At 72.4% G+C, this 20,156-nt stretch carries 14 protein-coding genes; 3 read left to right on the top strand and 11 right to left on the bottom strand.

Annotation, left to right across the window (positions count from 1 at the left end; translation table 11 throughout):
- Window positions 1–444: 444 nt before the first annotated feature.
- Window positions 445–825, bottom strand: a complete 381-nt coding sequence (locus tag EAO72_RS32220; RefSeq protein WP_148020604.1) for an MGMT family protein — start codon at window positions 823–825, stop codon at window positions 445–447.
- A 221-nt stretch (window positions 826–1,046) separates the two neighbouring features.
- Between EAO72_RS32220 and EAO72_RS32215 the strand changes: the two genes are divergently transcribed.
- The 3 genes from EAO72_RS32215 to EAO72_RS32205 all read left to right on the top strand — a co-directional run bounded on the left by EAO72_RS32215 (window position 1,047) and on the right by EAO72_RS32205 (window position 7,233).
- Entirely contained in the window at window positions 1,047–3,809 is a 2,763-nt protein-coding gene (locus EAO72_RS32215; protein WP_148020603.1) for a lysylphosphatidylglycerol synthase domain-containing protein, read from the top strand.
- Between the two features lie 195 nt (window positions 3,810–4,004).
- Window positions 4,005–5,591, top strand: coding sequence for an alpha/beta hydrolase (locus EAO72_RS32210; RefSeq protein WP_148020602.1), 1,587 nt, complete (start codon window positions 4,005–4,007; stop codon window positions 5,589–5,591).
- A gap of 67 nt (window positions 5,592–5,658) precedes the next feature.
- Complete coding sequence (locus EAO72_RS32205; protein WP_148020601.1) at window positions 5,659–7,233, top strand: alpha/beta hydrolase; 1,575 nt, start codon at window positions 5,659–5,661, stop codon at window positions 7,231–7,233.
- A 69-nt stretch (window positions 7,234–7,302) separates the two neighbouring features.
- On the opposite strand, the gene moeZ is transcribed toward EAO72_RS32205, so the two are convergent.
- The 10 genes from moeZ to EAO72_RS43860 form a co-directional block, all read right to left on the bottom strand.
- Window positions 7,303–8,481 (bottom strand): adenylyltransferase/sulfurtransferase MoeZ, encoded by a 1,179-nt coding sequence (moeZ, locus tag EAO72_RS32200; protein ID WP_148020600.1) that lies wholly within the window; start codon window positions 8,479–8,481, stop codon window positions 7,303–7,305.
- Between the two features lie 85 nt (window positions 8,482–8,566).
- Window positions 8,567–9,409 (bottom strand): spherulation-specific family 4 protein, encoded by an 843-nt coding sequence (locus tag EAO72_RS32195; RefSeq protein ID WP_148020599.1) that lies wholly within the window; start codon window positions 9,407–9,409, stop codon window positions 8,567–8,569.
- Window positions 9,397–10,362, bottom strand: a complete 966-nt coding sequence (locus EAO72_RS32190) for an NAD-dependent epimerase/dehydratase family protein (RefSeq protein WP_148020598.1) — start codon at window positions 10,360–10,362, stop codon at window positions 9,397–9,399. The genes EAO72_RS32195 and EAO72_RS32190 overlap by 13 nt, the downstream gene beginning before the upstream one ends.
- A gap of 136 nt (window positions 10,363–10,498) precedes the next feature.
- Complete coding sequence (locus EAO72_RS32185; protein ID WP_148020597.1) at window positions 10,499–11,533, bottom strand: hypothetical protein; 1,035 nt, start codon at window positions 11,531–11,533, stop codon at window positions 10,499–10,501.
- Window positions 11,534–12,320: 787 nt separating this feature from the next.
- A complete protein-coding gene (locus tag EAO72_RS32175) occupies window positions 12,321–14,120 on the bottom strand; it encodes a DUF3492 domain-containing protein (RefSeq protein ID WP_148022159.1) in 1,800 nt (599 codons plus the stop codon).
- Window positions 14,121–14,310: 190 nt separating this feature from the next.
- The gene (locus EAO72_RS32170) at window positions 14,311–16,017 is read right to left on the bottom strand and encodes a dipeptide ABC transporter ATP-binding protein (RefSeq protein WP_148020596.1); all 1,707 of its coding nucleotides are present in this window, start codon (window positions 16,015–16,017) and stop codon (window positions 14,311–14,313) included.
- A complete protein-coding gene (locus EAO72_RS32165) occupies window positions 16,014–17,003 on the bottom strand; it encodes an ABC transporter permease (protein WP_148020595.1) in 990 nt (329 codons plus the stop codon). The genes EAO72_RS32170 and EAO72_RS32165 overlap by 4 nt, the downstream gene beginning before the upstream one ends.
- Window positions 17,000–17,983 (bottom strand): ABC transporter permease, encoded by a 984-nt coding sequence (locus tag EAO72_RS32160; protein WP_148020594.1) that lies wholly within the window; start codon window positions 17,981–17,983, stop codon window positions 17,000–17,002. The genes EAO72_RS32165 and EAO72_RS32160 overlap by 4 nt, the downstream gene beginning before the upstream one ends.
- 2 nt (window positions 17,984–17,985) lie before the next feature.
- A complete protein-coding gene (locus tag EAO72_RS32155; RefSeq protein WP_148020593.1) occupies window positions 17,986–19,713 on the bottom strand; it encodes an ABC transporter substrate-binding protein in 1,728 nt (575 codons plus the stop codon).
- A gap of 225 nt (window positions 19,714–19,938) precedes the next feature.
- The gene (locus EAO72_RS43860; protein ID WP_315986320.1) at window positions 19,939–20,034 is read right to left on the bottom strand and encodes an Ms4533A family Cys-rich leader peptide; all 96 of its coding nucleotides are present in this window, start codon (window positions 20,032–20,034) and stop codon (window positions 19,939–19,941) included.
- Between the last annotated feature and the right edge of the window lie 122 nt (window positions 20,035–20,156).

Raw genomic sequence — 20,156 nt, 5'->3', positions numbered from 1 at the left:
CGCACCAGCCGGTACGCGCCCGTGGCCCGCCGCCGTGCCTGACGGTGCGGACTGTTCCGGGTGGTGGAGGAGGAGCTCACGTTGGGATCGCCGGTCCTGGTGGGTGTGCTGGGGGTGAGGGCGCGGCGCGGGCCGCGAACTGACGACGCTACTCCGGCGGGAGCACGGATTGGGGCGGGACGGCTGCGTGGATCGTCACGTTCCGCCGGACGGGAGGACGGGGCACCGTCACGTTCCGCCGGGCCGAAAGACCGCGCACCGTCACAGTCCGCCGGGCGTAAGGAGCGGGCACGACTGCCGCTGCCCGCTCGTTGCCCCCGGCCGAGAGACCGCGCACCGTCACAGTCCGCCGGGCGGAAGGACCGGCCACGGCCCCCGCTGCCCGCTTCCTGTACGTCGTACGGGCCCGGCTCCGCCCGATGTGCCACCGGATGGCCGAAGCTGTCAGGTGTGAGCTCCCCCGCCGTCGTCGCCCCCCGCGCCCGCACCGCCGTCCCATCGTGCGCGCCGCATGTCCAGACGCGGGACATGCCCCTCCGCGGACCGCACGGCCTCGCGCAGCGGGGTGTTCTCCTCGCGGTAGTGATCCAGCGCACGCAGTTCGTGGCCCGGCAGCAGCGCACCGTCGGCGCGCACCACACGCCACCACGGCACCGCGGATCCGTACAGCGCCATGACCCGGCCGACCTGGCGCGGTCCGCCGTCCCCCAGCCACTCCGCGATGTCGCCGTAGGTCATGACGCGGCCGGGCGGGATCAGTTCGGCGACGTCGAGCACGCGCTCCGCGTACTCCGGCAACGCGTCGCTCGTCGGGTGTTCGCTCATCCGGCCCATCCTGCCGTACGCCACCGACAGTCCGGCCCGTTCCGTGTCCGGTCCCGCACGAGGTGTGCGGGGAAGGCGGACGGAGCGTATGTTGCGCACCGCGCGGCCCCGCATCGCACCCTGATGCCCCCCGCCGGCCGAAGGCCGTGCCACCATCATGCGGGCGGTGACCGGTGATACGAGAAGACCAAGACCAATCAGAGGCGACGAAGGAGCAGGGCGTGCAGCCACCGAAGGCGGCCGACGCCTCTGATGCCGAGCCGCGTCCCGAGAAGCCGAGCCCCGAGAAGCCGAGCCCCGAGGAGAGCGGACAGGAGCCCGGCGCACGCCCGGGGGCGTCCGCGGAACACCCGGCCGGCTCGACGCTCTCGACCTCCGAGGCGGACCTGTCCGACCGTGTCTCGGGTGACGAGCCCCTGCTCCCCGCCCGGGTGCACCGCCCCTCCGATCTGCTGCGGCTCCTCATCGGGGTCCTCGCGATCGTCGTGCTGTTCGCCGTCGCCGCGTTCGCCCACGGCACGACGGCCGGCCTCGAGGAGGACATCAACAAGGGCACGGGCCAGGCGCCCGATCTGCTCATCAAGGTCGCCGGGCTCGTCTCCAGCATCGCCGTGCTGCTCGTCCCGGTGGCCTTCGCCATCGAGCGGCTGATCAAACGCGACGGGCTGCGGATCGCGGACGGCGTGCTGGCGGCCGTGCTCGCGCACGGGGTGACGCTCGCCACGGATCTGTGGGTGTCCAACTCCGCGCCCGGCACCATCCAGGACGCGCTGACCCAGCCGCAGCCAGGTCAGGCGCTCACCGACCCCGTACACGGCTACCTCGCGCCGGTGATCGCCTATATGACGGCGGTCGGCATGGCGAGACGGCCGCGGTGGCGGGTCGTGCTGTGGGTGGTGCTGCTGCTGGACGCCTTCACCATGCTGGTGGGCGGGTACACGACCCCGCTCTCGATCATCCTCACGGTACTGATCGGCTGGACGGTCGCGTACGGCACGCTGTACGCGGTCGGCTCGCCGAACGTCCGGCCGACCGGCCAGCACCTGATGGCCGGTCTGCGCCATGTCGGCTTCCGGCCGGTCACCGCGATGCGCGCCGACGACGCGCCCGACTCGAGTGGTGACCAGAGCGACCGCGGGCGCCGCTACGTGGTCTCCCTGGAGGACGGGCCGCCGCTGGACGTGACGGTCGTGGACCGGGAACAGCAGGCGCAGGGCTTCTTCTACCGGGTGTGGCGCAGGCTCACCCTGCGCGGCATCACCCAGCGGCGTTCCATCCAGTCGCTGCGCCAGGCCCTGGAGCAGGAGGCGCTGCTCGCGTACGCGGCGATCGCCGCCGGTGCCAACGCCCCGAAGCTGATCGCCACCTCCGAGCTCGGTCCGGACGCCGTGATGCTGGTGTACGAGCACATCGGCGGGCGCTCCCTGGACGCGCTGGAGGACTCCGAGATCACCGACGAGCTGGTGCGCGGCGCCTGGCGTCAGGTGCGGGCACTCCAGTCGCGGCGGATCGCGCACCGCAGGCTCACCGGTGACGCCATCCTGGTGGACCGTTCCGGCAAGGTGTTCGTCACGGACCTGCGCGGCGGCGAGATCGCGGCCGGTGATCTGGTGCTGCGGATGGACGTCGCCCAGCTGCTCACCACCACGGGTCTGCGGGTGGGTCCCGAGCGGGCGGTCGCGGCCGCGCTGGAGGTGCTGGGGCCGGACGCCGTCGCGGACTGTCTGCCGCTGCTCCAGCCGATCGCGCTCAGCCGCTCCACCCGCGCCCATCTGCGCCGGCTGGCCCGGGAGCGTTCGCAGCGTGAGCGCGAGGCCGTCCTGGAGGCGTCGGACGCGGCGAAGCGGGCCCGGTCGCAGGACGCGGAGCCTGCCGAGGACGCCGGGCGCAGGAGCGACCGCAAGTCGCAGCGCACCGAGAAGCAGGCCGAGAAGCGGGCCAGGGACGACGCCATGGACGTGGCCCGCGAGGAGGATCTGCTCTCCCGGATCCGCCAGGAGGTGCTGCTGATCCGGCCGCAGGCGCCGGTCGAGCCGGTCCGCCTGGAGCGCATCAAGCCGCGCACGCTGTTCAGCTTCATCGCCGGTGCCATCGCCGCGTACTTCCTGATCTCGCAGGTCACCGAGGCCGACTTCGGCGCGGTGGTCGAACAGGCGGAGTGGGGCTGGGTGGCGGCCGCGCTCGGCTTCTCGGCGCTCAGTTACATCGCGGCGGCGATGAGCCTCCTGGGCTTCGTGCCCGAACGCGTGCCGTTCGGCAAGACGGTGCTGGCGCAGGTCGCCGGCTCGTTCGTGAAGATCGTGGCCCCGGCCGCGGTGGGCGGGGTCGCGCTGAACACCCGGTTCCTCCAGCGGGCGGGCGTGCGCCCGGGGCTGGCGGTCGCGAGTGTCGGCGCCTCTCAGCTGTTCGGGCTGGGATGCCACATCCTGCTGCTGGCCGCGTTCGGCTATCTGACCGGTACGGAGAAGACGCCGTCCTCGCTCACCCCGTCCAGGACCGTGATCGCGGGTCTGCTGACGGTCGCCGTGCTGGTGCTGGTGGTGACGGCCATCCCGTTCCTGCGCAAGTTCGTCGTGACGCGGGTGCGGTCGCTGTTCGCCGGGGTCGTACCGCGCATGCTCGACGTCGTACAGCGGCCGCAGAAGCTGCTCACCGGCATCGGCGGGATGCTGCTGCTGACCGGCGTGTTCGTGATGTGTCTGGACGCGTCGGTCCGGGCGTTCAGCGGTCCGGAAACGCCGCACCTGAGCTATGCGAGCATCGCGGTGGTCTTCCTCGCCGGCAACGCGCTGGGCTCGGCGGCGCCGACCCCGGGCGGCATGGGCGCGGTCGAGGGTGCGCTGACCCTCGGCCTGATCGCGGTCGGGCTGCCGAAGGAGGTCGCGGCGCCGGCGGTGCTGCTCTACCGGCTGCTGACGCTGTGGCTGCCGGTGCTTCCCGGCTGGCTCGCCTTCAACCATCTGACGCGCAAGGGCGAGCTCTAGGGTCTCAGGTCCGGAATCAGACCGGACCCGCGCGTGTCAGGAATCGGACCGGACCGGCGAGTGTCCGGAGTCATGCCTGACCAGCGAGCCCGGCATGATCCGGACGAGAGGCGCCAGGAGCGGCGGCCCGCGGGCGTCCACCCGCTTGGACCGGCGCCCCGTGCACCCCCCGGGGAGCCGCCGCAGGATGGAGCGATGAGGACCTCCCCTGCCCTGCGCGCCGCGGCCCTCGCCGCCACCGTGACCGTGCTGCTTCCGCTCACCGGCTGTTCGGACGGGGGTGACGAGGAGAGCTCGCCCCACTCCGCCGCGGCCGCCGCGACGACCACGCCCGCCGACCTCGCCTCCCAGCAGCTGAAGTGGACGCCGTGTCCGGCCCCTTCCCAGGCCCAGGGCGGCGGTTCCTCACCCTCCCCGCTGCCCGGCGGGGCCGTCTGGGAGTGCTCGTTCATGAAGGCCCCGCTCGACTACGCGGAGCCGGAGGGCGACACCATCGAGCTCGCGCTCATCCGCGCGAAGGCGATCGACGCGAAGAAGCGGATCGGCTCGCTCATCTTCAATTTCGGCGGCCCCGGCGCCTCCGGTGTGGCCACCCTGCCCGCGTTCGGCACGGATTACGACAAGCTCCGTACCCGGTACGACCTGGTGAGCTTCGACCCGCGCGGAGTGGGCCGCAGCGCGGGCGTGGAGTGCGAGGACGACGCACAGCTGGACGCGCGGTACGAGGCCGACGGCACGCCGGACGACGCGGCGGAGGAGAAGGCGTTCACCGAGGACACGAAGACGTACGTGGCCGCCTGCGAGAAGAACTCCGGCAAGGAACTCCCCTTCGTGGGGACGACGAACGCGGCCCGCGACATGGATCTGATGCGCCAGGTACTCGGCGACGAGAGGCTGTACTACTTCGGCATCTCGTACGGCACCGAACTGGGCGGCGTCTACGCGCACTTGTTCCCCGAGCACGTGGGCCGGTCGGTCCTGGACGCGGTGGTCGACCCGACCGAGGACGCGGAGCAGTCCTCCCTGGGCCAGGCGAAGGGCTTCCAGCTCGCGCTGGACAACTTCGCCGCGGACTGCGCGGACCGGGGCGACGCCTGCAAGCTGCCGGGTTCCACCGCCGAGGAGATCGAGCAGGGCGTGTCGGGCCTGCTGGACCGGCTGGAGAAGAAGCCCGTACCGGGCATCGGTTCGCGGAAGCTGACGCAGACGCAGGCCACCACCGGCATCGCGGCGGCGCTCTACTCCAAGGAGACCTGGCCGCTGCTGGAACAGGGTGTGGACGAGGCCGACGGCGGCAACGGCGCACTGCTCCTGGCCCTCGCCGACTCCCTCAACGGGCGCTCCGAGGACGGCCGGTACGACAACTCGGCCGCGGCCAACACCGCCATCAACTGCGCGGACTCCAAGGAGCGGTTCACCCTCGACGAGACCAGGGAGAAGCTGCCCGCGTTCCGCGACGCCTCACCGGTCTTCGGCGACTACCTCGGCTGGGGTCTGATGGCGTGCACCGGCTGGCCGGTGGCGGGCGCCTGGGACACCCCGGACGTCAGCGCCGAAGGTGCGGCGCCCGTCCTGGTCATCGGCAACACGGGCGACCCGGCGACCCCGTACGCGGGCGCGAAGGCGATGGCCGAGGAGCTCGGCGAGGGMGTCGGCGTGGAGATGACGTACAAGGGCGAGGGCCATGGCGCGTACAACAGCGGCAGCGCCTGTGTGCAGAAGGCGGTGGGCGGTTATCTGCTGGACGGCAAGGTGCCGGACGACGGAACGGTGTGCGATTAGGCGTGGGGCCGCACGCCTAACATGGGCGGACTGCCGGACCGGCAGGCACGACGGGGAGGACGTACACGTGGTCGCATACGTACGGGCCGGGGCGCTGGCCGCCGCCGCACTGCTGCTGACGGGGACGCTCGCAGGATGTGAGGACGCCGCGGACGGCAAGCCGGGCACTCCGGCCGACGGCACCACGGCTTCGGCCGCCTCACCGTCCGCCGCCGCCTCGTCCGGCGCGAGCGCACAGCCCCTGCCCGCCGCCCTCACCTCGCAGCGCCTGGACTGGAAGGGCTGCGAGGCGCCCGAGGGCGGCAGCGCTCCGGGCCCGTCCTGGCGGTGTACGAAGGTCACGGTGCCGCTGGACTACGCGAAGCCGGACGGCGACACGATCGGGATCGCGCTGATCCGCAAGGAGGCCCGGGACAAGGACCGGCGGCTCGGCTCGATGCTGTTCAACTTCGGCGGGCCGGGCGGCTCGGGCGTCTCCACCCTGCCGCGCGCCGCCGGTTCGTACGGGTCGCTCAACACCCGCTACGACCTGGTGGGCTTCGATCCGCGCGGGGTGGCCGAGAGCGCCGGGGTGCGGTGCCGCACGGACCAGGATCAGGAGAGCTCCTACCGCAAGGTCGACATGACACCGGACACGGCGGCGGAGGAGGCGGCGTTCATGAAGGACGGCGCCGGTTTCGGCGCCGGCTGCGAGAGCCGCTCCGGCAAGGTCCTGCCGTTCGTCGGCACGACGAACGCGGCCCGGGACATGGACCTGATCCGCGAGGTCCTCGGCGACAGGAAGCTGACGTACTTCGGCTTCTCGTACGGCACCGAGCTGGGCGGCACGTACGCCCACCTCTTCCCGGAGCACGTCGGGCGGACCGTCTTCGACGCCGTCGTCGACCCGACCGCGGACACCACGGGCCACGCCCGTAACCAGACGACCGGCTTCCAGCGGGCGCTGGAGAACTACCTCAGGGACCGCGGCCAGGACCCGGAGGCGGGTACCCGGCGCATCGCCGCCCTGCTGAAGCGGATCGACGCCAAGCCGCTGCCGACCGGTACGGGGCGCGAGCTCAACGAGTCGCTGGCGATCACCGGCATCGTGCTGCCGCTCTATTCCAAGGACAACTGGCCGGTGCTCACCCAGGCACTGGACGAGGCGGAGAGCGGCACCGGTTCCATGCTGCTGCAGCTCGCCGACTCGTACAACGGGCGCGACGGGAACGGCCACTACGACACCCAGAACCACTCGCAGCGGGCCATCTCCTGCGCGGACAGCAAGGCCAGGCCGACGGCGGCCGAGGCGAAGGCGCTGCTGCCCGAGTTCGGGAAGCTGTCGCCGGTCTTCGGCCCGTTCCTGGCCTGGGACACCGCGGGCTGGTGCGCCGACTGGCCCGTGGCGGGCGAGCACGACACCCCGGAGGCGAGCGCCCCGGGCGCCGGCCCGATCCTGGTCGTGGGCACGACGGGTGACCCGGCGACGCCGTACGAGGGCGCGCGGAAGATGGCCGACGAGCTGGGCGAGGGCGTCGGCGTCCTGCTCACCAACAAGGGCGAGGGACACGGCGCCTACGGCGGGAACCGCTGTGTGACCTCGACGGTGGACGCGTACTTCCTGGACGGGAAGGTGCCGGCCGACGGCAAGACCTGTTCGTAGCGCCCCGTGCGCACGAAGAAGGGGCCGGTCCGCGCGATGCGGACCGGCCCCTTCTTCACGTACGGCCTTTTAGTACACCGGCTTCTCGGGCTCGATCTGGTTGACCCAGCCGATCACGCCGCCGCCCACGTGCACCGAGTCGGCGAAGCCCGCCGACTTGAGGACCGCGAGGACCTCGGCACTGCGGACACCGGTCTTGCAGTGCAGCACGATGCGCTTGTCCTGCGGGAGGTCCTGGAGGGCGTTGCCCATCAGGAACTCGTTCTTCGGGATCAGCTTCGCGCCGGGGATCGAGACGATCTCGTACTCGTTCGGCTCACGGACGTCGATGATCTCGATCTTCTCGTCCGCGTCGATCCACTCCTTGAGCTGCTTGGGAGTGATCGTGGAGCCGAGCGCCGCCTCCTGGGCCTCCTCGGACACGACGCCGCAGAAGGCCTCGTAGTCGATGAGCTCGGTGACGGTCGGATTCTCGCCGCAGACCGCGCAGTCGGGGTCCTTGCGGACCTTGACCTGGCGGTACTGCATCTCCAGCGCGTCGTAGATCATCAGCCGGCCGACGAGCGGGTCGCCGATGCCGGCGAGCAGCTTGATGGCCTCGTTGACCTGGATGGAGCCGATGGACGCGCACAGCACGCCCAGGACACCGCCCTCGGCGCAGGAGGGAACCATGCCGGGGGGCGGCGGCTCCGGGTAGAGGCAGCGGTAGCAGGGACCGTGCTCGGACCAGAAGACGGACGCCTGTCCGTCGAACCGGTAGATCGAGCCCCAGACGTACGGCTTGTTCAGCAGGACCGCGGCGTCGTTGACGAGATAGCGGGTGGCGAAGTTGTCCGTGCCGTCCACGATCAGGTCGTACTGCGCGAAGATCTCCATCACGTTCTCGGCTTCGAGCCGTTCCTCGTGAAGGATCACGTTCACCAGGGGATTGATCCCCTGCACGCTTTCCTTGGCCGACACGGCCTTGGACTTGCCGATGTCGGCCTGGCTGTGGATGATCTGGCGTTGCAGGTTCGACTCGTCGACCTCGTCGAACTCCACGATGCCGAGCGTTCCGACACCGGCGGCGGCCAGGTACATCAGAGCCGGCGAGCCGAGACCGCCGGCGCCCACACAGAGCACCTTCGCGTTCTTCAGCCGCTTCTGCCCGTCCATCCCGACATCCGGGATGATCAGGTGGCGGGAGTACCTGCGGACCTCGTCGACGGTGAGCTCAGCAGCTGGCTCGACCAGGGGTGGCAGCGACACAGGAACCTCAACAATGCAGGTGGTCGGTTTCTACGTACTTCGGCTACGTACGGTTGTTCTTGCCGTAACACTGCCACGCCCCCTCTCATTCCGAGATAGCAGGTCCGATCCGCGAGACAATTTCGTCCCAGTACCTGGGCAGTGTCGCAAATGGATCGCTTTGCCCCCGTGCGCTTCCGGGAGCGGCATCCTTGATGCGGTCCGTGAAGAAGATCGTCCCGGCGCCCTGCCAGCGGGCGATGCGCATCGCCTCCTCCAGATGGGTGCGCGGGACACCGTGGACGAAGTGGGCGAACCGGCCGGGCGGGTAGGAGGCGGTCCACTCCGCCACCTGCGACCAGCGGTAGTCGGTCCACGAGCCGCGGAAGGTGACGAGCTGGTCGGCGGCCTCCGCGTAGCCCGGGTGCGGGTGGGTGTCGTGGCCGAGCACGAGGTGTCCGCCGCGCTGTGCGCTTTCGCTGTCCGCCAGGAGGGTGGAGAGGGTGGCGGTGAGACGGCGAACGGTGGGCAGGGCCGGGCGCCCGGCCGGGCAGCGGTCCAGGTAGAACCCGTCGACGCGGTACCAGTCCAGGTAGGACCGCGCGTCTGCGACCAGGTCGCCGAAGGGCCGGCTGCCGTGCACCAGGTCGAGCCGGCCCAGCAGCCGTCCGGCCGAGGCTCGCACGGAGTCGAGCGGCTCCTCGCCGCGTACGGCCCGCTCACGGGCGTTGCGAAGCCGCCCCGCGGCTTCCAGGCAGTGCGGGTCGGGGCGGATGCCGGGACCGTCGTCGATGTCGAGGACGGCCCAGTGCAGCGGGGTGCCGGGGCGGGCCAGTTCGGCCCATTCGGCCGGGGCGAGCAGCGGATGCGCACAGCCGGGCACGCCGAAGCCGAGCTGTTCGGCACCACTGGTGCGCCGGGTGGTGCCGGTACTGGTCAGATACGGCACGCCGCCTCCATCCAGATGTCGGCGAGGGACTCCTCCAGATTGATCCGGGGGCGCCAGCCGAGCCGGTCCCTGGCGGTGCGGACGTCCGCCTGCTGCCAGGCACCGCAGCCGTCCGGGTACGGGGAGGGCGTGACCGAGAGGTGCTCCATGACCGATTCGGCGGAGGTGCGGGGGGCTCCGATGGGCAGGCGCGCGGGGGGCGTGTCCAGCTCGTGGAGCGCGCCCCCGTACCCGGCGACCTTGGCGAGGACGGCCGCGGCGTCGCGCAGCCGCACGGCCCGGCCGGTACCGATGTTGACGACGCCCTGGGCGGCGGAGAGCGAGGCGGCGTGCACGGCGCGCGCGACGTCGCGCACGTCGACGAAGTCGCGCTGCACGCCGAGGCCGCTGAGCTTCAGCTCACCGTCGCCGGACTGCATGGCACGGCGCATCGCCTCGGCGAGCCGGCCGAGCGGGGAGCCGGCCGGGGTGCCGGGGCCGACCGGCGAGAAGACCCGCAGCACGACCGCGTCGAGGCCGGAGCCGAGGACGAGTTCGGTGGCGGCGAGCTTGCTGACACCGTACGGGCCGCCGGGGCGCGGGATGGCGTCCTCCGCCGTGGACGAGCCGGGCTGCGAGGGCCCGTACTCCGACGAGCAGCCGACCTGGACCAGGCGGGCGGTGCAGCCGCTGCGCCGCATCGCCTCGCAGACGGTCGCGACGGCCACGGTGTTGTGGCGGGTCAGATCGCGGGCCCCGCCCCGGGTGGCGCCCGCGCAGTTGACGACGACTCCGGGGTGGACGGCGTCCAGGAAGCGGGTGAGCGCTCCCGGGCTGCCGCCGGCCAGGTCGAACCGTACGTCGGCGTCGTCGCCGCGGCCGAGCGCCGTGAGGTGGACGGCCGGGTCGGCGAGCAGCCGGTCGGCCACGAACCGGCCGAGGAATCCGTTGGCTCCGAGCAGCAGCACCCTCATCGCGCGCCCCCTGAGTGCCGACGGCGGGCTGCCGGTGCGGGGGATCGGTGGGTCATGTCCGGTGTCTCCTTGGGGCAGTTGCGTACGGTGTGGAACGGGACCCGCGGCGTCGGCTCCGCGGGGTCTGTGGGCTGTGTCAGGCGGCGGTGTGGGCGGATGCCCGGGACAGAGCGACCGTGGCGGTGGTCAGCAGGCCGAGCGCCGCCGCGCCGCAGGCGACGGCGGGTACGGCCCCGGTGCCGGCCGCCTCGATGAGCGCTTCCACGGGGCGGGCGAGGGCGTCGAGTCCGGGCAGCCGGCCGGCCAGGACGAGTGCGGGGGCGGCGACCTCGACGGCACAGGCGGCGGCGAGGCCGGTGGCGGCCGGTTCGGGGAAGCCGTGGACGGTGAGGAGCCGCGCCAGCAGGAGCAGCACTCCCAGTGCGGCGGCGCCGGCCCCGGACCCGCCCCCGCCGATCCCCAGTCCGGCCAGGTACAGCAGCCCGCCGAGGACACAGAGGAAGGAGGCGACGGCGGCGAAGAGCAGGGGGCGCACGCCTGCGGCGAACTCCTCCAGTGCGCGGCTTCCGTTGAGTTTGCGGTGCGCGTGTACGGAGAAGAGGTGGGCGCACCAGGCCGCGGGAGCGACCGCCACGGCGAGGCCGAGCAACGGAGCCGGAGTGATGTCCCAGGGGCCTTCGGGCCCGCCGCTGAGGAGCTGGTGGAGCAGCGCGTCGCCGTACAGGACGTAGCCGAGCAGCCAGCAGCCGAACAGGCCGGCGGCGCCCGACGACCGTCCGTCGGCGCCGAGGGGCCCGGTACGCAGCGCGAGTGCGAGCCCGACGAGCGCCAGGAGACCGCCGCCGGAACCGATGGCGAGCCGCGCCCCGCCGTCGAGCACCTCTTCGGTGAGCCGCAGCGCGACGAAGGTCGCGAGGCAGGCGGCGCCCGGCAGCAGGGCCCGCAGCGACCACGCGGCGCGCGTCTCGATGTCGCGCGCCGGTGCGAAGGACACGCCGACGGGCTCCCCGGCGACTCCCGGTACCCGGGCGAACAGTTCCTCGGCGAGCGAGAACACGTCGCGGTGCCGGTAGCGCGCGGCAGTGCGGTCGGTGACGCCGTGGGCCTCCAGACCGGCGGCGATCTCCAGCGGGTCGACGGCGCGCTCGCAGAGTTCGCGGTGCCGGTGCATCAGGGACTTCACGGGATCGGCGGGCCCGCGCCCCCGAGCTCGCGCACACCGCTTCCGCGCGCAGACTCTCCACCGGGCGGCGCGGGCCCGCCGATCCCGTGAAGTCCCTGATGCACCGGCACCGCGAACTCTGCGAGCGCGCCGTCGACCCGCTGGAGATCGCCGCCGGTCTGGAGGCCCACGGCGTCACCGACCGCACTGCCGCGCGCTACCGGCACCGCGACGTGTTCTCGCTCGCCGAGGAACTGTTCGCCCGGGTACCGGGAGTCGCCGGGGACGGCCGGGCGGACGCCCAGCTGGGCCGCGCCGACTCCCTGCGCGGCCCAGCTGGGCCGCGCAGGGAGTCGGCGCGGGAGCGTGTGGCACGGGGGCCGAAGCGGTGTGAGGCGCGGGGGCGTGGCCGGGCGCGTGGCCGTAGTCGGGTGCGAGGGCGTGGTCGGGCGCCGGGCCGGGCTCCGGGCGCGAGGCGGGCCCGGCCCTGTCCACCGGTCCGTCCACCGCCTTGTCCACCGGTCCGTCCAGCGCCCTGTCCACCGGTCCGTCCACCGCCCCGGCCGGTGGTGCGGTGGACGGCCCCCAGGCCGGTTGGGAGGCGTCCGCGAGCAGGGTCCCGGAGGCCGCCGCCCCTGAGCGCTGGTCCCTGTTGCTGCTGGTCATCGGTGTGCCGAGTGGATCGGGCGCTTCGGTCGGGCGGCCCATCGTCGTTCCTCCGTGCTTGTCGCCGGGTGCGGCGGACGTGCCGGCCGGTCCCGGCCGGTCGGTACGGCCCGGCGCGGCCGCCTCCTGGTCACACATCGCCGTCCCCCGTGCCACACGCTCCCGCGCCGACTCCCTGCGCGGCCCAGCTGGGCGTCCGCCCGGCCGGCCCCGGAGCCGGGTCGTCGCCGGGCTCCGGCCACAGGCCGAGCACGTGGGCCTCCGGCGGAGTGTCGAAGGGCCGGGGACCACCGGCGGCCGGTGCCGGCGCCCTGTGTACCGGCGCCTGTGAGATCAGCTCCAGGTAAATGCCGCGAAATGCCGTGAGGTTCTGTTCGACGGTGAAGAGTTCGAGTGCGCGGGCACGCGCTGCGGCTCCCAGGCGCGCACGGCGCTCGGGGTCGCGCAACAGCGCCAGGCAGGCGTCGGCGAGCGCCCGGGGGTTGCGCGGCGGCACCACGAGCCCCGTTCCACCGATGACCTCGACGACCGCGCCGACGTCCGTGGACACCGTCGCCCGGCCGCAGAACATCGCCTCGACCAGGCTGATCGGGAAGCCCTCGACCACGCTGGAGAGCACCACGACGCCGCCCGCCGCGTACGCCTGGGCGAGATCCGGGACCTCGGCCCCGCCGATGTCCTCGAAGGAGACGGGGCTGTCGCCGACGGCGTGCGCGTCCACGGCCTCGTCGGGGAAGAGCTGGTCGGCGAGCGCCCGGCAGTGGGCGAGATAGGAGGCACCCTCCGGCCCCTGGGCCGGCGCACCGATGATCCGCAGCCGGGCGTCGGGCTCGGCCCTGCGCACCTCGGCGAAGGCGTGCAGCAGGCCGATCAGGTCCTTGGCCGGCTCGATCCGGCCGACCCAGACCAGCGTGTCGGGGCCGCCGTCGTCCTCGCTCTCGCCGAGCACCGCGAAGCGGCCGGACTCCATGCCGGGGTAGACCGTGCGCACCTTGGCGGGTTCGGCGCCGCAGCGCTCCTGCCAGCGGCGGGCATGGGTGTTGCCGGGGGTGATGAGCGCGGCCTGCCGGTACACCTCGGTGGCGAGCTGCCCGTGGAAGTTCGCGAGCAGCGCGCGTACCGGCGCACTCACCGGCGTACGGGAGTCCGCGAGGTAGTGCGCGCGCAGCTGCACGGCGTGCTCGGTGACGAGCAGCGGCACCCCGAAGAAGCGCTTGGCCAGCAGTCCCGGCAGCGCGGCGGCGCCGCCGGACGCGGCGTGGCAGAGGTCGACGGCGCCGAGGCTCTCCTCGTCGTACCAGTCCAGGGAGAGCGGGCGCAGCGCCCGGTCGAGCTCCGCGGCGAAGGCGAGGAGATCGGGAACGGTGGCGGTCTGGACGGTGCGTCCGGTACCGGGTGCGCGGCAGGCGGCCTCCAGGATCCGTACCGCGGTCTCGGAGCGCAGGGCGGCGGGGAGCCCACCGTGTTCGCAGGCGAGTTCGGCGAGTCCGTAGAGGCCTTCGGTGAACCGCGCGTCCCCGGGCCGCGGCTCGGCGTACCGCGTGCCCGCGTCCCCGTCCTCCCGCGCGCCACCGAAGGCGCCCCCCACGCACACCGCGTGGGCGAGCGCCGTGAAGTGGGTGATGAAGCGGCGCCGTTCGCGCCGCCCGTACGTCCGCGCGCCCCCGCCGGTCAGCAGGCGCGGGATCAGGCCCCGGGGGGCATGGAGGCCGAGGGTGTCCTCGTCGGCGGTCCACAGCGGCGCGGTCCGCACCCGGCTGACCTGGGGCGGGAGCTGGACCCAGCCCTGCGCCTCCTGCTCGGCGCTGCGGCTGAGCGCGAAGAGATCGAACTCGTGCTGCGCGAGCCCGCGCACCAGACGGTCGCACCAGAGTCTGGACTCACCGGACGCATACGGATAACCACCGTCGGTGAGCAGTCCGATCCGCACGAGCACACCCCCGATCTCCCTTGTGAGCGGCCGCCGTTGGATCGGCGACTCGCAGCGGGACGACCGTAAGCGGATACGCCGGTGGCGCGACGGACGGTTGTCCGTCGCACCACCGAAAGGGGTGAACCGTCGTAACTTTCCCGCCCCGGTAGCGTTCTGTCGCGCTATAGAGGCGGTCGGTCACACAGGGTCAGGCTGCGGCCAGCTCCTTGCGGGCCGCGCGGCGTACCGCCGCGAGCGCCGGATCGAGGGCGGGGACGGCCGCCAGCAACTGCTTCGTGTACGGATCCACGGGGTCGCCGTACACCCGCTCCACCGGTCCCTCCTCGACGATCCGGCCCTGCCGCATGACGGCGACCCGGTCGCTGACCTGCCGTACCACGGCGAGGTCGTGGGCGATGAAGACGAGGGCGAGTCCCAGTTCCCGCTGGAGCTCCGCCAGCAGGGCGGTCACCTGGGCCTGGGTCGTCACGTCGAGCGCGGAGACCGCCTCGTCGCAGACGATGAGCTCCGGATCGGCGGCCAGGGCCCGCGCGATCCCGACCCGTTGGCGCTGTCCGCCGCTGAACTCGTGCGGATAGCGGTCGTACTGCTCCGGGTCGAGCCCGACGCGGAGCAGCAGATCCCGTACGCGCGCCCTGATCGCGCTCTCGTCGCGCTCCCCGCGCGCCCGCAGCGGATCGGCGACCGACTCGCCGACGGAGCGGCGCGGGTTGAGCGAGGAGACCGGGTCCTGGAAGACCATCTGTACCCGGGCCGCCCGGTCGATCCGGCCGGAGGTGGGTTCCAGCAGACCGACGAGCATCCGCCCGAGGGTGGTCTTGCCGCTGCCGCTCTCGCCGACGATGCCGAGCGTCTCGCCGCGGCGGACCGTGAGCGAGACCCCGTCGACCGCGGCCAGGGCGGACTTCCCCCGGCCGAAGACCTGGCGTACGTCCGCGGCCTCGACCAGCACCTCGGGCTCGCCTCCAGCCCTTTCCGACGCCGCCGTCCGCGCCGCGGTCTCGGTCAGCACCTCGGCCTCGCCGACGGCCCCTTCGGGCGCCGCCGTCCGCCCTGCGGGCACGAGCCTCGGCACCTCGGCCTCCCCGGCGGCCCCTCCCGGCGCCGCCGTCCGCGCCGCCGGAGCGATCCTCGGCACCGCCGCGAGCAGCGCCTTCGTGTACGGCTCACGGGGCGTGCCGAGCACCTCGGCCACGGGTCCGCGTTCCACGGCGAGGCCCTCCCGCATGACGAGCACGTCGTCGACCGATTCGGCCGCCACGCCCACGTCATGGGTGACCAGGAGCAGTCCCATGCCCGTCTCGCGGCGCAGATCGTGCAGCAGGTCGAGGATCTGGGCCTGGACGGTGACGTCGAGCGCGGTCGTCGGCTCGTCGGCGATCAGCAGTTCCGGTTCGCAGGCGAGCGCCATCGCGATCAGCGCCCGCTGGCGCATCCCGCCGGAGAACTCGTGCGGCCGGGACCGGGAGCGGCGGACCGCGTCGGGGATCCCGACCCGGTCCAGCACCTCCACGGCCCGGGCCCGCGCCGCCCGCCGGGTGACGCGGTGGTGGACCCGGTACACCTGGGCGATCTGGTCGCCGACCGCGTAGTAGGGGTCCAGCGAGGAGAGCGGGTCCTGGAAGACCATCGCGGCCTTCGCCCCGCGCAGCCCGCGCAGTTCGGCGTCACCGGCGGCCCGGACGTCCACGCCGGCGACCCGGACCGAGCCTCCGACCTTCGCCCCGGTCCCCCGGTGCAGCCCCAGCAGTGCGTACGCGGAGGCACTCTTGCCCGATCCGGACTCGCCGACGACGCCGAGCGCGCCACCCGCCTCCAGCGAGAAGGACAGTCCGCGCACCGCGTGCACGTCGCCGAACGAGATCGAGAGATCGGTGACCTCGACCAGACTCATGACAGCACCACCCGTCGGTCGGCCATCGCCTGGAGGATGTCCGCGACGGCATTGGCGAGGACGACGAAGAATCCGGTGACGAGCACCAGACCGACGACGACCGGGAGGTCCACCTGCTTGACGGCCTCGACGAGTTCGCGGCCGACGCCGGGGATCCCGAAGAGGGACTCGGTGAGCACCGCGCCGCCGAACATCGAGCCGACGTCGAGCGCGCCGAGTGCGATCACCGGGGCCAGCGCGCCGCGCAGGGCGTGCCGTCCGACGATCGTCCGCTCACCGACCCCGTACGCCCTGAAGGTGCGCACATGGTCCTCGGCGAGCGTCTCCAGCATCGAGGCCCGGGTCATCCGGGCGTACGGGGCAGCGGAGATGAGCGCGAGCGAGATCCAGGGCAGCAGCAGGTTCCAGGCCCACTGCTCCGGGTTCTCGGTGAAGGGGACGTAGTCGGGGAACGGCAGGATCTGCAGCGCCGTGACGCAGATGATGATCAGCAGCAGCCCGATCACGAACACGGGCGTCGCCATGCCCGCCAGGGTGATCCCGGTGAGGACGCGCTCGGTGACGCGGCCGCGCCGCCACACCGAGAGCACCCCGGTACCGATCCCGAGCACCATCCACAGCACGAAGGCGCCGACGGCGAGCGAGGCGGTGGCGGGCAGCTTGGCGACGATCAGCTGGGTGACCTGCTGACCGCTCTGGTACGAGAGTCCCAGGCACGGGGCCTGGCAGTGCACCACACCGGTTCCGGTGGAGTAGTCGTGGCCGGCGACCAGGGCCTGGAGGAAGTGCGCGTACTGCACGTACACCGGGTCGCCGAGGCGCAGTTGCTCACTGACCTGGGCGACCTGCGCGGGCGAGCAGCGCGGGCCGCAGGCGATCTGCGCGACGTTGCCCGGGGCGACGTAGAACGCGGCGTAGACGACGACGCTGAGGGCGAGGAGGACGAAGAGCGCCCCGCCGAGGCGGCGCAGCAGGAACCCGCTCATGCTCCGGCCTCCTTCTTGCGCCCGGTCCCGATCCGCAGCCGGGAGGCGGCGCGGGGGTCGAGCGCGGTGCGCACGCCCTCACCGAGGACGGTGAGCGCCAGCACGGTGACGAAGAGCAGCAGGGCCGGGATGAGCAGATAGGTGGGCGCGGCCTGGTACCAGGTGTCGGCGTCGCTGAGCATCTGTCCCCAGGACGGCGTGGGCGGCTTGATGCCGACGCCGAGGAAGGACAGGGCCGCCTCGACGACGATGTTGCCGGGGAAGAGCAGGACGGCGTACGTGATGACGGGCGCGGCGAGCGACGGCAGCAGTTCGCGGCGGGCGATCTGCCAGGAGCCCCAGCCGCTGAGCCGGGCGGCCGCGACATGGTCGCGCGACTTGAGGGACAGCGTCTGGGCGCGCACGATCTTCGAGATGCCGGACCAGCCGACCAGGCCGACGATCACGGCGATGAGCACCGGGCGGGGGAAGCCGGCCGGCACGACGGCGAGCGCGCCGAGCGCGGTCACCATGACCGGCAGGGCGACCACGACATCGGTGACCCGGCTGAGTGCCTGGTCGACGAAGCGGTTGCCGAGACCGGCCGAGAGGCCGATGGCGACACCGATCGCCACCTGGAGCAGCGTCGCCCCGAGCGCGACACCGAGCGAGACCCGGGCGCCGTACGCGACGCGGGCGAACAGGTCGCGTCCGGTCAGCGGTTCGACGCCGAGCCAGTGCTCGGCGCTGATGCCGCCGAAGGAGCCGAGCGGGACGCCGCCGGTGGCGGAGTCGACGAGGTCGGGGTGGTACGCGGTGGGGTTCTGGCCCTCGAAGCCCGTGAGCAGCGGCGCGGCGAGCGCGAGGAGGACGAGCAGGGCGACGACGGCCGCCGCCACGAGGGCGGAGCGGCGCGCGCGCAGCCGGCGCCAGAACGGATGGGCCCCGGAGGCGGGGGCCCGGACGGCCCCCGCCTCCTTGACCAGCAGTGCTTCGGCCATGGTTACTTGACCGCGACCTGCGAGATGTCGAGTACGCCGGTCCAGTCGCTGATCACGACGTTCTTGACGGACTCGCCGTACAGGCGCTTGTAGACGGGGTGGAACAGCGGCACGGTCAGCGCCTGCTCACCGACCTTCTTGTCGAGCGCGCCCCAGCGGGCGGCGGCGGCGCTCAGGTCGGTCAGCTTGTTGATCTCGTCGATCTCCTTGTTGACCGCGGGGTCGTTCAGCTGGGCGGAGTTGAAGTTGTACCCGCCCTTGACGATCTGGCGTCCGTCGAAGATCGGGGCGAAGAACGGACCGCCGGAGGGCCAGTCGGCGCCCCAGCCGCCGAGGAAGAATCCGGGCTCGGTCTTCACGTTGTAGACCGTGTCCGAGTACGCGTTGTCCTCCAGGCCCTGGAGCTTGACCGTGATGCCGGCCTTCTTCAGTGCCTCCTGGAGGGCGGTGGCGATCTCCGGACTGGTGGCGAAGTTCTTGTCGTTGTTGTGCGTGAGGGTGACGGTCAGCCCGTCGGGGTAGCCGGCCTCCTTCAGCAGTTCCTTCGCCTTGGCCGCGTTGCCGTTCTTCCCGGCCGGGAAGGCGTCGTACGGCGTGTAGCCGAAGGAGGCCTGGTCGGGCAGGAAGGTGGTGGCGGGCTCGGCGAGCGAGGAGCCGCCGGCGGCGTTGACCACGGAGGTGCGGTCGACGGCRTACGAGATGGCCTGGCGGACCTTCGGGTTGTCGAACGGCTTCACCTTCGGGTTGAAGGCGATGTAGTTGGTGTAGCCGAAGTGGCCGGTGCCGACGCGGGCGGCGAGCTTCTTGTCGCCGGTGACCTTGGCGAGTTCGGCCGGGCCGAGGTTGGTGTCGGTGGTGACGGCCGCGGCGTCGGCGCCCTGGGAGGCGGAGAGCCGCTGGTTGATGACGGCGGAGTCGAGCCCGGAGCGGACGTCGATCCGGTCGGGGTAGGCCTTGCGCTCCTCGTCGGTGGCGGCCGACCAGTGCGTGTTGCGCTCCAGGATGAGCCGTTCGCCGTCGCCCTCGTTCTTCACGACCTTGTACGGGCCCGAGGAGAGCGGGTGCTCCTCGTACTTGGTGCCGGTGTCCTTGGCCTTCGGTACCGGGGTGGTCTGCGTCTGGGTGGCCAGGTAGGGGAACTCGCCCTCGGGCTTGTTGAGGTGGAAGACGATGGTCTTCGCGTCGGGCGTCTCGATCGACGCGAGGCCCTTCTTGTCCTTGTACGGGCCCTGGTAGTCGGCTCCGCCGATCAGCCAGTCACGCAGATAGGGCGCGCCGCCGGAGAGTTCGGCCGCGAAGGAACGCTCGATGCCGTACTTGATGTCGGCACTCGTGATCGCGGTGCCGTCCTCGTACGTGAGACCGTCCTTGAGCGTGTACGTCCAGACCGTGGCGTTCTTGCTGGGCGTGCCCAGGTCGGTCGCCAGGTCGGGCACGACCTTCGAGCCCGCCGCGCCGTCCTCCCGGTTGCGGGTGGTGAGCGTACGGAAGACGAGGGAGGGGACGTTGCCGCCGCCGGAGGTGTAGAGCCGGGCGGGGTCGAAGTCGTCCTGCGGGCTGCTGTTGAGGACGGTGAGCGTGCCGCCCTTCTTGGGGGCGCCCGCCGCGCCGGAGGTGTCGTCGCTGCCCTTGCTGCTGCCCTCGGGGCCGCAGGCCGCGGCGCCCGCGGCCACGGCGAGAACTGCGGCGGCCGCTGCTACGCGGCGCGATATGACGGACGGATGACGCATCGGAAGATGACCTCTCGGAGTACTGCCTGGATGAGGAAACTGAAAGTGATTCCGCGCAGGCGGCGACGGGAGAGGTGTGCACACGACCGGTCAGGACTGGTGGGGGTGACCGGAACACGGAACTGCCGCGCCTGCGGACGGAGTACGCCCGGGCGCGGCAGTCGGGGAAGGGCGGTCCGGGCCATCAGGGCTCGGACGGGGAACCGACGTGCGCGCGGGCAGGCGTCAGCAACAGTCGATGTCGGCGACGCTGTGCCCGGTCACGCCGATGAGCGCGAGCTCGATGGCTGCGCGATCGGTGGTGACGGGGGTGCGTGACATGCCGAGAAATATGGGCGACCGCCTGCTCGATGTCAACGCGATATGAGACAGCCGTCTCACTATCCGGACGGGGTATCTCGGGAGGCGCCGCCCTGGCCGGCCCCGGCGGGGGTGCCGGGCCG

This window comes from Streptomyces sp. OR43, assembly GCF_008042275.1.
Lineage (GTDB): Bacteria > Actinomycetota > Actinomycetes > Streptomycetales > Streptomycetaceae > Streptomyces.
Note: the sequence above shows the minus strand (reverse complement) of the source record. Positions and strands in the feature narration are given on the sequence as shown.

Bases quoted from the DNA above. Each gene is read 5' to 3' on its own strand.
- EAO72_RS32160 (WP_148020594.1), bottom strand. From the start codon at position 17,983: ATGGCCGAAGCACTGCTGGTCAAGGAGGCGGGGGCCGTCCGGGCCCCC.
- EAO72_RS32170 (WP_148020596.1), bottom strand. From the start codon at position 16,017: ATGAGTCTGGTCGAGGTCACCGATCTCTCGATCTCGTTCGGCGACGTG.
- EAO72_RS32190 (WP_148020598.1), bottom strand. From the start codon at position 10,362: ATGAGGGTGCTGCTGCTCGGAGCCAACGGATTCCTCGGCCGGTTCGTG.
- EAO72_RS32165 (WP_148020595.1), bottom strand. From the start codon at position 17,003: ATGAGCGGGTTCCTGCTGCGCCGCCTCGGCGGGGCGCTCTTCGTCCTC.
- EAO72_RS43860 (WP_315986320.1), bottom strand. From the start codon at position 20,034: ATGTCACGCACCCCCGTCACCACCGATCGCGCAGCCATCGAGCTCGCG.
- EAO72_RS32220 (WP_148020604.1), bottom strand. From the start codon at position 825: ATGAGCGAACACCCGACGAGCGACGCGTTGCCGGAGTACGCGGAGCGC.
- EAO72_RS32185 (WP_148020597.1), bottom strand. From the start codon at position 11,533: ATGCACCGGCACCGCGAACTCTGCGAGCGCGCCGTCGACCCGCTGGAG.